The sequence below is a fragment of the Sphingobacterium sp. 2149 genome (assembly GCF_031455655.1).
In the GTDB taxonomy this organism is placed as follows: Bacteria; Bacteroidota; Bacteroidia; order Sphingobacteriales; family Sphingobacteriaceae; genus Sphingobacterium.
On sequence record NZ_JAVDTD010000010.1, the window covers coordinates 1 to 14,896 of the forward strand.

Here is a 14,896-nt window from a genome sequence, read left to right on the forward strand (position 1 = left end):
AAATCCTTTAAACAAAAATGACCGAGTAAGGTAAACCCGATACTCAGTCATTTCTTTAGGACTCATTAAAAACTTGAGACTTTTTCAGTGCCCTCTATTATGCAATGCCCCTTTTACCGATTTTTATTACTACGCTATTTATACGAGAAGACTTCTCCCAGTTCATCATTATTCGTAAACGTACAATGTTGGTCGATCAATTCTCCAGTACCGATATTGATAATCATACCATGTACTGCAAGATCATTACGTTCTTTCCACGCGTTTTGAATGATGGACGTTGCACAAAGATTAAAAACTTGCTCTTTTACATTAAGCTCGATTAAGCGATTTACCTTTTTATCGTGTTCTTCGATCGCATCAATCTCTGCGCTATGTAAACGATATACATCTTTGATATGGCCAAGCCAGTTGTCAATAATGCCGTACTGCTTGCGGCTTAGAGAAGCCGCTACACCTCCACAGCCATAGTGACCTGCGATAATGACATGTTTTACTTTCAAAACATTGACTGCATAGTCTAATACTGAAAGCATGCTCATATCAGAGTGAATGACCATGTTGGCAATATTGCGGTGTACGAATACCTCTCCTGGCTTTGTGCCAGTCAATTCGTTTGCGGGTACTCGGCTATCTGCACAACCGATCCAAAGAATTTCCGGATTCTGACCTTTGGCAAGCTGCTGGAACCGTCCTGTTACGTCATTTTTCACAAATTCCATCCACTCTTTATTTCCCTTAATGATATTGTCAAATCCTGTTATTAAATCTTTATTTTCCATATTTTTCTTATTTCAATCGTGCCCGCAGGCGTAGTTTCTATTTTATGATAATGAATACAAATGTCTAAATTCATTGTTTACTTCAAACAACTTATTTTCATTGAAAATCCGTTCCTGATCCCAATGATTGTCCCTGCCGTCCCAATCGAGTCTTTTCATGCAATATGATGCCCAACCAAGTACAGTAATCTATAAAGAATGTCTTTGTCCTAGGATGGTTTTTTATAGACAACCTGCAAAAGTTCGATGTCTTTTCCCTTGCTTCTTGCATTCTGTTCAAAATCTTTTATGACTTCGATGACATCCTTGTCTATAAATTTACTGAACGTTCCATCGATGCGGATCTTGCTGATCGATTTTGGTAAGCTGTACAATTTCTGTTGGATAGGAACCTTATTCAAAAATGATACTTCCTCAGCTAGTGTAATAACAACTTTATCTTCTTCATTGTCTTTTTCAACATTATATTTAAAAGCATTTTTCATATTTGCTCTCAAGATATAGCATGTTGCTACGACAATACCTATTCCTACCCCCATAAGAAGGTCGGTAAATACGATCGCTACAATGGTGACAAAAAATGGGATAAATTGATCCAAACCTTTTCTGTACATCGAACTAAATAAACTGGGTTTGGCCAATTTATATCCGGTATGGAGGAGGATGGCGGCAAGACAGGCCAAAGGAATCATATTCAGCATTGTCGGGATAGCGAGCATAGCGACCAATAGCCAAATACCATGCATGATAGCCGATTGTCTGGTTTTTCCTCCAGCATTGACGTTTGCCGATGAGCGTACAATAACGGATGTCAATGGCAGACCACCTAGAAGCCCGCTGGTCATATTTCCGATCCCTTGTGCAACAAGTTCACGGTTGGTTGGCGTATTCCTTTTGTATGGATCTATTTTATCAACTGCCTCGATGCTCAATAGGGTTTCAAGGCTAGCGATAATCGAAATGGTAAACGCAGCAATCCACACCTCTTTGTTCACTACCTGTGTAAAATCTGGAAGTGTAAATAAACCCGTGAACTCGGAGAAGGAACCTACAACCGGAACCAAAACAAATTGCTTTTCATGCAATTGGAATGCTGATCCGTTGAAAAGGTAAGCTAAGCTGACACCTAAAATTACAACCACCAATGGGGCTGGAATTTTATTGAGCTTTGGAATCGATGGCCAAAAGATAAGAATCGCCAAAGAAAGCGCACAGATGATAAATGCACCAAAGTTGATTGCAGAGGCAATTGTATCAAAATAAGCACCAATACCATGTCCATTGTCCATTTCAAAGGCGTGTGATTCCACCAAACCCAATGCTAAAGGAATTTGTTTCATGATAATCGTAATACCGATTGCCGCAAGCATCCCTACAATGACTGCTGAGGGAAAATAATTGCCGATCATTCCAGCTTTTAATATTCCAAGAATGACTTGTATTATGCCAGCAATGACGACGGCAAGTAAAAAGGTTTCATATGCGCCTAGGCTTTGAATAGCACCTAAGACAATAACAGTTAGACCAGCAGCTGGTCCACTTACACTGAGTGGTGATTTACTGATGGAAGCGACCACGATTCCACCAATTACACCTGTCAATAATCCTGCAAACAATGGCGCACCTGAGGCCATTGCAATTCCCAAACATAATGGAAGTGCCACTAAAAACACCACAACACTAGCAGGGAAGTCATATTTTAAGTCTCTTTTCGATAATTTCAGAAAAGCCGACGTACGAGTTCCAAACATAAAATTTGTGTTTATCTGTAAATAAAGTTTTCATCAAGCAACCTATAATAGCGGCAGCAATAACGGATACAGGGCTTATTGGCTGGGAGCATCGACGTATGCGTTGCACTCAACAAAAGGCCAACAATAGACCGATAATGCCAGAGCAAAGATTGCTTAAGAAAAATCAAGAATACCGTACACGCTTTTTCTTTCGCGTGCAGGTCGAGAGAAAAACATCCCGATAGGATGTCGTTATAAGTTAGGAGGGGGTGTTGGAACCGTAGGGTGAAAAGCTAAAATGCTTTTCTCATTTTTAAGATAATTCTTTTGTTTTCCTTGGTTCTCAACGAGTATAGTTTCGAATACAATAGGTTCTTCTGACTTCGTATTGAAAAATTTTGAGGCTGTTTCGAGTGTATCATTACTCGCGCCATTATTGTTCTCGATTTCCAGTTGTAAAACAACCTGTAAGATTGTACTTTGATCTAAACTATTGGAAAAAATAGGTGAAATAGATATAGCCATCTTTGTGAAAAAGATGATCGCGCAAATGAACGCTGCCACAAATCTAAACCGCTTATTTAACATTTTTTATTACCTTTAGTCTTACTGTTTTACATCGTAAAAATAGTAATTCCATGTTAAATTCAAATTAATAGTGCACTAAAAAATATATTTTGGCACTAAATTGTGACGAAGAGATTATTTTTATGAAACGTTTTTCAATTTTTATTGATTTATAAACTTAAAGCCTTAGGTATGGCAAATAAAGAACAATTTATTGAGAAGGTAAAGGTATCCTATAACCCAAAAGGAGCATTCATTTATTTGGGGGCAGGAATTCTCAATGGGGAAATTCAAACTGAAGCAAAAGTGAATTTAGCTTTGAAAATGATGAACCGTCACGGACTTATTGCCGGCGCCACGGGCACAGGTAAAACCCGTACGTTACAATTAATCGCCGAACAGTTGTCGGATGCCGCTGTACCCGTATTTATGCTGGATGTCAAAGGCGACTTGTCAGGTTTAGCAGAGCCAGGACTGATCAATCAGGCACTTATTGATCGGGGAAGTGCTGTGGGCATACCATTTGAGCCATCATCGTTTCCCGTTGAATTGTATTCACTTTCTGGCAACAAGGGAATTCCTATGCGGATTACTGTAGAGGACTTTGGGCCGGTCTTGCTAGGCAGGATACTGGAGCTCAATGAAACGCAAACGGGCGTATTAGCGGCTATTTTTAAGTATGCGCAGGATCAACAAATGCCCTTGATCGATTTTTCAGATACCAAGAAATTGCTTACCTACCTTTCGGAAGGACCGGGTAGCGAAGAAATAAAAAATGATTATGGTAAGATTAGCACAGCAAGCTCGGGAACCATCTTACGTAAGATCGTTGCATTGGAACAGCAAGGCCTAGCGCATATTTTCGGTGAGAAAGAGTTTGATATCAACGATTTGTTTCAAAAGGTGGATGGTAAGGGCGTGATTAGCTTATTAAATATCTCCGATGTACAAGATCAGCCCATACTTTATTCTACATTTTTGTTAAGCTTACTGGCACAGCTGTTTAAAAATATGCCCGAGGTAGGTGATTTGGACAAACCTAAGCTTGTCTTTTTCTTTGACGAAGCCCATCTACTGTTCAACGGAGCTCCTAAAGCCTTTCTGGCACAGGTTGATCAGATCATTCGCCTGATTCGATCGAAAGGGATCGGGGTTTTCTTTTGTACGCAGTCCCCAACCGATGTGCCAGAATCTGTTTTGGCGCAGTTGGGAAATCGTGTGCAACATGCCTTGCGTGCTTTTACACCAAACGATGCTGAAAACTTAAAGAAGATTGTTAAAACTTATCCGAAATCCGACTTTTATGAAATTGATCAGGTCTTAACCTCCTTGGGAACGGGGCAGGCATTTATTACCGTATTGAATGATAAAGGTATCCCCACGGAGGTTGTTGCTACGCATTTGATACCTGCCCGTGCCGTGATGGGGCCTGCAAGTGACCCAACAATCCTACAAATTATCAATCAGTCTGATTTAAAAGCTAAATACCAAAAGCGGCAAGAAAATCGTTCTGCGACTGAAATCATAGAAGAACGAATGCAGGCCGTGGAGCAGGAACAACAGCACGCGGCGCAGCAAAAAGAAGTGGAAAAGGCAAGTCGGCCTACTTCCCGAAGACAGACTCCTTTGGAAGCTGCGCAACGAACTGCTACAACTACTTTAGCGCGTGAGGGCGTGAAGTTTTTGGGCAAATTGGCAACGGGGTTATTAAACGCATTCTTAAAAAAGAAATAACAATAATTTTTTGATCTTTTTCGTTTCAATACTATACCTTTGAGGGTAGAGCTGAACTTGCCGAAATTTGCTTTTAAAGGCAAATTTAGCTAAGTTTACCCACGAAAAGAAAATTCTATTAACGCAATTTAAATATGAGTAAACCAACCCTTTTGATTTTGGCAGCAGGAATGGCTAGCCGGTATGGTTCTTTAAAACAAGTAGATGGATTTGGCCCACACGGCGAGACGATTATTGACTATTCAATTTACGATGCCATTCGCGCAGGATTTGGAAAAGTTGTATTCATTATCCGGGAAGAATTTCTGGAAAAAATGAAAGCAGTATTTGATGAGAAATTGAAGGGTAAAATAGAAGTAGATTATGCTTTTCAAGATTTTGACCTGACGAAATTCGGTGTCAATCATGTGATCGAGAGAACTAAGCCTTGGGGTACAGCGCATGCGGTGATGAGTGCTAAAGACAAGGTACATGGACCATTTTGTGTCATCAATGCAGACGATTTTTACGGATCCGATTCTTTTCAAAAAATGGCTGAATTCTTAATGACTGAGGTTTCTGACCAACAAATGTCGTTAATGGGTTTTCAGGTTGGAAATACCATGTCTGATTATGGTTATGTTTCGCGTGGTGTATGTGAGGTGACGCCTTCAGGACACATGCAAAGTGTAACCGAACGGACAAATATATATTACAAAGGCGAAGGTGATAACCGCAAAATCGTGTACGAAGAAAATGGCATGGAAACGGATCTAGATCCAAAAACGCGTGTTTCAATGAACTTTTGGGGGTTTACACCAAAAATTTTCGAAGTGGCACAAGCGATGTTCCCTGCTTTTGTCGAGGAAAACAAAGAGAATTTAAAAGCAGAATTTTTTATACCTTCCGTACCAGATTATATGGTGAAACATAAATTGGCGGATTTCAAAGTAATTCCAACTTCATCGAAATGGTTTGGTGTAACATATAAAGAGGATAAACCTATTGTACAGGAATCAATTTCAAAATTGGTTGCTGATGGAGTCTATCCTGAAAAGTTATTTTAAGAGCTAAAAGAAATAGCTTATCTTTCACCTGTATTGCCAGCAATGCAGGTTTTTTTTGTCCTGTTTGCTTGATTAATAAGTGGAAATAGATCTTAGATGAAAAAAGTTCTTAAAGTGTTAGGTTATTTTATTTTAGGGTTGTTGTCTTTTTGCGTGCTTTATATTGTGGCGGAATACAGTTTGTCGCGCATTTCAGCGCAGCGAAGGGAAATCAACGTAGATAGGACAGTGCAGGTCTTTGTCAAATCAAATGGTGTTCATACCGATATTGTATTACCGGTCGTCAACGAAGAGATGGATTGGTCGCAATTGTTTCCTTATGAAAATACGATCGGGAAACATCACGGATATCAGTATGTTGGGATCGGCTGGGGGGACAAAGGGTTTTATTTGGATACGCCGGAATGGAAGGATCTAAAAGCCTCCACAGCATTCATCGCTGCTTTCGGATTAGGCCAGTCCGCCATTCATGTGACCTATTACAATACCATTCAGGAAGATGAATTATGTTTTTCTTATCAGATCAGTAGATCGCAATACCATGATTTGGTACAGTATATCAAACAATCGTTAGATGGAAAGCAAAATCAAGCTATTTTAGTGAATACAAATGCACAATATGGAGATTCAGATGCGTTTTATGAAGCGAAAGGTGCGTATAGTATGTTTTATTCCTGCAATACCTGGACAAATAATGCTTTAAAGAAGGCGGATATGCCGGCAGGAATATGGGCTACATTCGACAAAGGAATATTAAGTCACTATAAGAACAAGCAATAGCTCGAAGCGGATAAAAAAAGTAGTCGTTGAATGTTAAGAAATAGAAAAGCGAAAGGGTTAAAATAAAAAAAAGCTCCAGGATTAATGTTCCCGGAGCTTTTTTTATGAGGAGGAGTGATTACTTCACTTCTTCGTAATCGACGTCAGTTACATCATCACCACCTTGGTTTCCACCTTGAGCTTGTCCTGCATCACCTTGAGGCTGTTGAGCACCGCCTTGAGAAGCAGCATACATCTCTTCAGAAGCAGCATTCCAAGCATTTTGCAATTCTTCAGAAGCAGCGTCAATATCAGCGAAGTTTTTCGCTTCGTATGCAGCTTTTAATTTCGCTAAGCCAGCTTCAATTGGTGCTTTTTTATCTGCTGAAATTTTGTCGCCATATTCTTTCAATTGTTTTTCAGTTGAGAAGATTAAAGCATCGGCTGCGTTTACCTTATCAGCTTCTTCTTTCATTTTTTTGTCGGCATCAGCATTGGCTTCAGCTTCTTCTTTCATGCGTTTGATTTCTTCGTCAGACAAACCTGAAGATGCTTCAATGCGGATATTTTGTTCTTTTCCAGTAGCCTTATCTTTCGCAGACACTTTGATGATACCGTTCGCATCAATGTCAAAAGTAACTTCGATTTGCGGAACGCCACGAGGAGCAGGTGGAATATCGTTCAAATGGAAACGGCCGATTGTACGGTTTTGGTTCGCCATAGGACGCTCACCTTGTAGAATGTGAATTTCTACTGATGGTTGATTATCCGAAGCAGTAGAGAATGTTTCCGATTTTTTAGTTGGAATTGTCGTATTTGCTTCGATCAATTTAGTCATCACACCACCCATTGTTTCAATACCCAGTGAAAGTGGAGTTACATCCAATAATAAAACGTCTTTCACTTCACCGGTCAATACACCACCTTGGATAGCAGCACCTAAAGCTACCACTTCATCCGGGTTTACACCTTTAGAAGGCTCTTTTCCGAAGAATGCTTTTACCGCATCAACGATTGCCGGGATACGAGTAGAACCACCTACTAAGATAATTTCATCAATATCGGATTTGCTGAAACCTGCATTTTTCAATGCTGATTCACAAGGAGCAATTGTTCTCTTGATCAAGTCAGCAGCCAAAGCCTCAAATTTAGCGCGTGATAATGAACGAACTAAGTGTTTTGGTCCAGTTGCATCAGCAGTGATATATGGCAGGTTGATTTCAGTAGAAGTTGAGCTTGACAATTCAATTTTCGCTTTCTCAGCAGCTTCTTTCAAACGTTGCAATGCCATTGGGTCTTTTTTCAAGTCAAAGCCATTATTTTCACTTTTGAATTCTTCGTTCAACCAGTTGATGATTACGTTATCAAAGTCATCACCACCTAAGTGTGTATCACCGTCAGTAGATTTAACCTCAAATACACCGTCACCTAACTCGAGTACAGAAACGTCATGAGTACCACCACCACAGTCAAAAACAACGATTTTCATGTCCTTGTGTGCTTTGTCCAAGCCATAAGCTAAAGCTGCAGCTGTTGGCTCGTTGATGATACGTTTTACTGATAAACCAGCAATTTCTCCAGCCTCTTTTGTTGCTTGACGTTGTGCATCATTGAAGTATGCAGGAACTGTAATAACAGCTTCAGTTACTTCTTGACCTAAGAAATCCTCAGCTGTTTTCTTCATTTTTTGAAGAATCATTGCAGAAATCTCCTGTGGTGTATATTTGCGGTCGTCAATTTCTACGCGCGGTGTATTATTGTCACCTTTAACGATATTATAAGGTACGTGTTCTGCTTCTTTCACAGCTTCATCGTATGAAAGTCCCATAAAACGTTTGATGGAATAAATAGTTTTATGTGGGTTAGTAATTGCTTGACGCTTTGCTGGGTCCCCAACTTTGCGCTCGCCACCCTCTACGAAAGCTACGATCGAAGGAGTTGTACGTTTACCTTCGTTGTTCGTAATTACTACAGGCTCGTTACCTTCCATTACGGCAACACATGAGTTTGTAGTACCTAAGTCAATTCCTATAATTTTAGACATATCTTGTGTTTTAATTTTTTACTTAAACAAATCTATCACTCTATTATCAACCCTTATGCCAATCCAAATTTTTTTAAAAAAAATCACTATTTGTCATCTATTTGTCTTTAGGTACTGCCAAACTGACATTTTCAATACACCAATTGCTCTAAAATCCTTTTTTTTGCTGACTCGTTTTGTCGATTGAGTGGCATATATCTGCCAAAAATTTCCGAGAATTCATTAAGTTCCATTTTTTTCGATTTCTTATCTCGCCAGTCAGCAGGCACAAGTTTATTGGTATATTCAATAGTTGTAGCCCAGTATTGAATATGCATTTCAGGAATCACGAGACCTATTATCATCCCCGGGAGACCATGGCTTAAGGCTGGTCCTGCTGAAACAGGAATTTCTTCCGAATAGTAGGCAATAAGATAAAGTGAGTCTTTGGTGGCACCATTCACCCGGCGGCAGTTTACACCAGCAATATTTCGGTATTCTTCTGTGAACCGCCAAGTAATGCTGTCCAATGTTTCCGAAAGAATGTATTTCTCGTCAATGTCGAGCTGAATATCTGCGGTGCCAGCTTTCAGATCCTGATAAAGCACTTTGCCATTTTTAGCTCCACCTCTAAATTGTCCTCTCGGGCTTGCGCCAGATCGAGCCGCCCCTTGAAATCTACCGCCCCGACCATTGGCAGAAATAGTCTTAGGTGCGGTCATTTTCACTTCAGCATTTTTCTTGTCACTTTCCGCGCTTTCCTCGGGCATCAGTACGGTTGAATTCTCATCAAAGTAGAATTTCAATTTTTCTGTATGCGAATCAGGTACCTTATCCAAATATTCCATTATTCCTGCGCCTCTGTCCATTCCTTTCGAATTTATGTCGTTGGACATCTGTCGCAGGCGCGCTTTTGTATACGTGACTTTATCAAAACTGATCGTGCCCCTGCTTCCAAAATAAGCATATTGTGCCTGAATGGACAGCCCAAACAAGCAGCAGATAATTACAGTTAAATATAATTTTTTAATCATTTCCTTTCCCTAGATATTTGTTAAAATCCCACTTCACGCCGATCAGAAAGTATTGTGTTAATACCTGTTGAACGGATTCGGAATAGTTGGTGTCACTTGCACTACGGCGTGTATTATTAAATGTGTTGAAAATGTCAAAAGCCTTTACACTAAGCGTCATGCTCTCATCTTTTAGCACTTTTTTCTCCAATTCAATATTGGCATAAAATTGATTGATTGATTTTTTATAAAGCTTAGTCGGGCCTGTATAGCTATAGAAAATATTGGTCATGATATTAAATTTCTTCGGTAAAAAGTACTTAATATAGGCTGACGTTCCCCCCAAAAAACTTGTCACATTATATTGCGTGTTGATCGAATTTTGCTGTATATTAAATCCGGTATTTACAGAAACGTCAAAGTCAAATCCCTCTGAGTCTTGTTCATTTAAGCTTGAACCTACGCTAAAATTGGTGTTCTTTGCATTGTTCAGCAGAAATTCGCCGCTGGATTGACCACCTTCAAATTTGGTGTAGCTATAGCTATTATTAAATATGACGCTTGCACTCTTGTTAAAGTTGATACGACGATTGGCTAAAGGTTGCATGTGGTTGATATTCAGAGTGCTATTCCAGCTGGATTTGCCGGACAGGTTTTCGTAAGTGCTGATTTGAGCCGAATTGTCCAATATGGTGGTTTTGTTAACAATAGGATTGTTGACAAAAGAAAAGCTCCCGTTGATATTAATATTTGTTCCTTTCAATAAACTGAAAGCATTATAATTGGCCGAAATATTATTACTAACTGCGCGCTTAAGATCGGGATTACCAATTTGCTGGAACAAAGGATTGGTTTGGGGTTGAAGTGGCTGTAATTGATCAAACGACGGTATAATATTTGAACTCTGATAAGCTAATCGTATATTTCTACTGTTTGAAATTCGATAATTGGCGTCAATATTTAAATTGTTATCCCAAAAGTTACGGGCAAGATCAATGGCCCTGTAGCTATCATTCAGCTGTTGATTCTTGTAGAAAGTTCGGTTTGAAAAATTGATTTCCAGTTTTTCTTTGCGGTAAGAAAAGTTGACATTAACTCCTTGATTAGTGTTATTGTCCACCTGATTTTGAGAGTAAAGTGAATCAAACTGCTGCGTGATATTGTTTATTGAATTTTGCGTATTGGTGTTTTTTGAATGATTAAAACTATAGCCCAAGGCAACATTGATATACGCATTGATTCGGTTATTCAAGTTGATGGACGAAGTGAAATTATTGCCCTTATTCCAGCCCTGTCGATTTTGGTCGATAATGGTGCTATCTGCTGTTTTATAAAAATAGGTTCGTGAATTGACTTTACTTTCTGAAGATGATTCTTTGTGATTGTTGCCGATCATCACATTTAAAGAGCGTCCCGGTTTTAGCCGCTTTCTATAGTTTAAGCGAAAATTGTTGTTCGAGTTTGAAGAATTCGACTGATTATTCTCCCTAAAGTCACTGATTGGATTAGCCAATCCATCGCTTGTGTTGCTGTTTGTATTGTTAAATTGCGAAGTATTTTCCCAACTGGCATTGGATTGGAGTTCGATACTTTGCGTGGAATCCAGTCGCATGCTGATGTTTGAACGGAAATCATGACTTTGGCTGTGCCTTTCATTATTAGTACTCGTGTTTTTTTCTTGAATAGACTCGTCTGGCAGCACGTTTTTATTGTAAGTTTCTGAACGGTTCTTATTGCTATTGTCGTCGTAACCATAGTTGGCATTTACTTTTAGGGCTTTTTTGAAGAACTGATTATCATAGTTGGCGCCAAGGTTTGTGTTCAGTGGTTCGCCCGTAATTTGATTGTTCATCCGTAAAGAGCCCTCACGACCACTTGAACTTCCCATATTATTGTGGCTGGCAGTAATTCCAATACGCTCGGTCTTGTTAAATTTGGCAGCGAACAGATTTCCAGCATATAGTCCTTGGGATCCCGCTAATGCCTCCATGTTCCCAAATAGGCCTTTTCGAGCTTTCTCCTTAAGCACAACATTAACCGTTTGGATCCTTACGCCATCGTCGATGCCCGAAAGCTCGGCCTCCTCAGATTTTTTCTCATAAAGCTGTACCTTGTCGACAGCATCTGCTCGTACATTTCTAATGGCTATTTTAGGATCATAACCAAAAAATTCCTCCCCATCAATAAATACTTTTTGTACTGATTTTCCCTGAGCCGTGATAGTTCCGTCTCCCGTCACGGTGAAACCGGGTAGACGACGCAGTAAATCTTCCAGTTTGGCATTTTTTTCCGTCGCGAAACTCGCGGCGTCATATTCTATGGTGTCACCTTTGAGTGTAATTGGAAGACGACGGGTCACAATCACCTCCTGTAAAACGTTTCTTTGGGAATTTATTTTGATATCGTGTAAGTCCAGATCTTTGTCTGCAATTTGGATCGTATCGCTATAGAGTTCAAATTTAGGGTAGGAGGCCAGCATGATGTAGCTCCCCGGTTTAATATTTTTAACCTGGAATCTCCCCTCTTCATTGGCGCGGTTAAAATAACGGAGAACTGAATCGCGGTTCAATAAAATAATAGAAGCATTGGTCAGGGGTTTATCATCTGCCTTGTCTAGAATCCTCCCCTTGATGTTTATTTGCGAGTAAGCACTGTTGATGAGGATAAATAGCAAAAATAATAATTCAACTAATCTTTTCATGTACGGGTGTTATCCTTCAAATATAATTTACTTAATCGTTAATAAATGTAAAATATCTTTTCTGAATGTAAAATCTTTGGTATATCCCCCGGAGGGTAGCAGCTTTTTGTTATTTTAATGGAAGTTTTTAGAAAATCTTTATTTTTATTGCATTCAATACAGATAGTTGCCGATAGGTATGTTGAGAAAGTTGGAAGTAAAATTTACCTTTGCACAAAATTGATGTTATGACTTTTGAAAATTACTTGCAGCAATTCGAAGATATCTTAAATCATCCTGAGAATTACCCGGCCTATCAGGACGAAGAATATTATCAGTACACCAAAATGAACTGGGCTAGAATGGGCCGGTGGTTAAAACGATTTGAGCCAAACTCGGATTTTGATCATTTTGTAAAGTCAATTGCTGAGAAACAACAATGGATTATTATTACTGAACCTTGGTGCGGGGATGCGGCGCATTCTGTACCGATGCTCGCTAAAATGGCCTCACAAAACTCCAACATCACGTTGGACATACAACTTCGTGACAGCGCGCCTTTTCTGATCGATTCTTACCTGACCAACGGAGGGAAATCTATTCCGATTCTTGTCATACGTGATGAAAACGGACGAGATTTAGCTGTCTGGGGGCCACGTCCTACAGCTTGCCAAGATTTGTTCTTGAAGCTGAAAGAGCAGGGAGTGGATTTCTCCGAAATTAAAGAAGAAATTCAAAAATGGTATAATGCCGATAAAGGAGTAGCCATCCAAAAGGAAATCCAGTCCCTGCTGGAAAAATAAGGGAAAGTACATTTTTTTCCTTTTCTGGCCATGTTTTGGAAAAGGAATGTTAAGCTAAAACCAAAGAAATATGAACATTGAAGATCTGAGGGATTATTGTTTATCTATCGGGCCAGTTGTGGAAGAAACCCCATTTGGTCCAGATACACTTGTGTTTAAGATTGGCGGCAAGATTTTTTTATTGGTTGGGCTGGATCAGATCGATGAACTTCGGTTTAATGTAAAGTGTAATCCCGAAAGGGCAATAGAATTGCGTGAAAAGTACGAACATACAGTGCTACCGGGCTATCATATGAATAAAAAGCATTGGAATACCATTATTGCCAATCGAGAACTGGAAGACAAAATTCTTGAAGAACTCATTGTCCATAGTTATAGTCTAATTGTTGAAAGCTTGCCGACTAAACTCAAGCAGGAGATCAAGGGGTTATAGCCAGCCCATATATTTGACGAATCGGTTTACTGTTAAGGAAAAGCATTTCAATGACTTTTTCTGACACTTGGTATGCTGGATTTGCCAAAATTGTGAAATCACATCGATTAATAAATTTACACTAAATATTATTTTTATGAAGCGAACACGAAATTACTTGTGGGTAATCGGTTTTACGTTCCTTCTCAGCTTGGGAAGTTGTATCAAGGAAGAAGCTCTGAATGCTGAGGCGGACATCGAAGCGGCTAGTATCCCTCAAGGGGATCAGGTTTTAAAGGGTAACCCCTCCATAGATAACAATACTGTTGTTTTCCCATTAAAACGTTTTACGGGGAATTATATGCAATCTCCTGAATTTGTGTTGACGCCTGGGGCATCAATCGAGCCGAAAAGTGGTACAGAACTTAATTTTTTCGAACCACAAAAATATACTGTTACTTCCCAGGATGGAGCTTGGACTAAGACATATACGGTTTCATTTGTGATTGATGAAGGGGCAGATTTATATGCTCCTTTTGAGAATGCTGAAGTGGTAGATACGGATAGTCCAGAAGGACATTATCATAAGTTTTTTGATTTGACAACACTAGGGCAAAAAAAATATAATTGGGCAACAGCAAATGATGGATATAATATTTTAGCTGCTACTCTTTTAGAACAAGGAGAACAATTGGTCCCTGGCTTTTATCCCACGACACAGATAACAGATGGTTATATCGGTAAAGCTGCGAAACTTACGACCAAAAGTACAGGAGCATTAGGTGGACTATTTGGCTCACCCCTCGCTGCAGGTAATTTATTCTTAGGGGAATTTAAAACAACATTTCCAACAATTAACTCCACACGTTTTGGACTTCCTTATGACAATAAAACTGCCCCTTTGGCATTGAGGGGATTTTTTAAATATAAAGCTGGTGAGTTGTTTATTGTAAACAATGCGCCTTCACAGCTAAAGAAAGATACTTGGGATGGGTATGCGTTATTGTTTGAAAAGGTCTCACCGCCGAAAGATAATTTTCTAACTGGAGCACATAGCTTCACTGATCCACGTATAGTTGCCGTTGCACGCGTGGGAGCAAAAGAGCAGATTGAGACAAATGTATGGACGCCATTTAACCTTCCTTTCTCTTTTGTCAATGGTAAATCATTCGATCCCACTAAAGAATATATGTATACAATTGTATTTAGTTCAAGTAAAGAGGGGGATAAGTTTAACGGTGCTGTAGGCAGTACATTACTTATTGATGAAGTAGAGCTAGTTGTAAATAACTTAAAATAGTATCCCTTCTATTATCAATAAATATAAATACTTCAATGGAGGAG

12 protein-coding genes are annotated in these 14,896 nt (G+C 39.4%); 6 read left to right on the forward strand and 6 right to left on the reverse strand.

The window, feature by feature from the left end; genetic code table 11:
• Positions 1 to 134: 134 nt before the first annotated feature.
• The 3 genes from J2X77_RS15140 to J2X77_RS15150 all read right to left on the reverse strand — a co-directional run bounded on the left by J2X77_RS15140 (position 135) and on the right by J2X77_RS15150 (position 3,040).
• Positions 135 to 782: a carbonic anhydrase gene (locus J2X77_RS15140; protein ID WP_209578088.1), complete on the reverse strand. Its 648-nt coding sequence runs from the start codon at positions 780 to 782 to the stop codon at positions 135 to 137.
• Between the two features lie 209 nt (positions 783 to 991).
• The gene (locus tag J2X77_RS15145; RefSeq protein ID WP_209578089.1) at positions 992 to 2,533 is read right to left on the reverse strand and encodes a SulP family inorganic anion transporter; all 1,542 of its coding nucleotides are present in this window, start codon (positions 2,531 to 2,533) and stop codon (positions 992 to 994) included.
• Positions 2,534 to 2,767: 234 nt separating this feature from the next.
• Complete coding sequence (locus J2X77_RS15150) at positions 2,768 to 3,040, reverse strand: hypothetical protein (protein WP_209578090.1); 273 nt, start codon at positions 3,038 to 3,040, stop codon at positions 2,768 to 2,770.
• 234 nt (positions 3,041 to 3,274) lie between these two features.
• Here J2X77_RS15150 and J2X77_RS15155 point away from each other — a divergent pair, with 234 nt between their 5' ends.
• The 3 genes from J2X77_RS15155 (at position 3,275) to J2X77_RS15165 (ending at position 6,642) form a co-directional block, all read left to right on the forward strand.
• Positions 3,275 to 4,816 (forward strand): helicase HerA-like domain-containing protein, encoded by a 1,542-nt coding sequence (locus J2X77_RS15155; protein WP_209578091.1) that lies wholly within the window; start codon positions 3,275 to 3,277, stop codon positions 4,814 to 4,816.
• Positions 4,817 to 4,950: 134 nt separating this feature from the next.
• Positions 4,951 to 5,862, forward strand: a complete 912-nt coding sequence (locus J2X77_RS15160; RefSeq protein ID WP_209578092.1) for a sugar phosphate nucleotidyltransferase — start codon at positions 4,951 to 4,953, stop codon at positions 5,860 to 5,862.
• Positions 5,863 to 5,958: 96 nt separating this feature from the next.
• Entirely contained in the window at positions 5,959 to 6,642 is a 684-nt protein-coding gene (locus J2X77_RS15165; RefSeq protein ID WP_209578093.1) for a TIGR02117 family protein, read from the forward strand.
• A gap of 118 nt (positions 6,643 to 6,760) precedes the next feature.
• Here the strand turns inward: J2X77_RS15165 and dnaK are convergent, their stop codons facing one another.
• The 3 genes from dnaK to J2X77_RS15180 form a co-directional block, all read right to left on the reverse strand.
• Positions 6,761 to 8,665, reverse strand: coding sequence for a molecular chaperone DnaK (gene dnaK / locus J2X77_RS15170; protein WP_209578094.1), 1,905 nt, complete (start codon positions 8,663 to 8,665; stop codon positions 6,761 to 6,763).
• A 131-nt stretch (positions 8,666 to 8,796) separates the two neighbouring features.
• Positions 8,797 to 9,678: a GLPGLI family protein gene (locus tag J2X77_RS15175; protein WP_209578095.1), complete on the reverse strand. Its 882-nt coding sequence runs from the start codon at positions 9,676 to 9,678 to the stop codon at positions 8,797 to 8,799.
• Complete coding sequence (locus J2X77_RS15180; RefSeq protein WP_310081402.1) at positions 9,671 to 12,358, reverse strand: TonB-dependent receptor; 2,688 nt, start codon at positions 12,356 to 12,358, stop codon at positions 9,671 to 9,673. The genes J2X77_RS15175 and J2X77_RS15180 overlap by 8 nt, the downstream gene beginning before the upstream one ends.
• 227 nt (positions 12,359 to 12,585) lie before the next feature.
• On the opposite strand from J2X77_RS15180, the gene J2X77_RS15185 reads away from it, so the two are divergent.
• The 3 genes from J2X77_RS15185 to J2X77_RS15195 all read left to right on the forward strand — a co-directional run bounded on the left by J2X77_RS15185 (position 12,586) and on the right by J2X77_RS15195 (position 14,852).
• The gene (locus J2X77_RS15185) at positions 12,586 to 13,140 is read left to right on the forward strand and encodes a thioredoxin family protein (RefSeq protein WP_209578097.1); all 555 of its coding nucleotides are present in this window, start codon (positions 12,586 to 12,588) and stop codon (positions 13,138 to 13,140) included.
• A gap of 70 nt (positions 13,141 to 13,210) precedes the next feature.
• Positions 13,211 to 13,573, forward strand: a complete 363-nt coding sequence (locus J2X77_RS15190) for an MmcQ/YjbR family DNA-binding protein (protein WP_209578098.1) — start codon at positions 13,211 to 13,213, stop codon at positions 13,571 to 13,573.
• A 136-nt stretch (positions 13,574 to 13,709) separates the two neighbouring features.
• Positions 13,710 to 14,852 carry a PCMD domain-containing protein gene (locus J2X77_RS15195; protein ID WP_209578099.1) on the forward strand — a complete coding sequence of 381 codons (1,143 nt, stop codon included), beginning with the start codon at positions 13,710 to 13,712 and terminating at the stop codon, positions 14,850 to 14,852.
• The last annotated feature ends 44 nt before the right edge of the window (positions 14,853 to 14,896 follow it).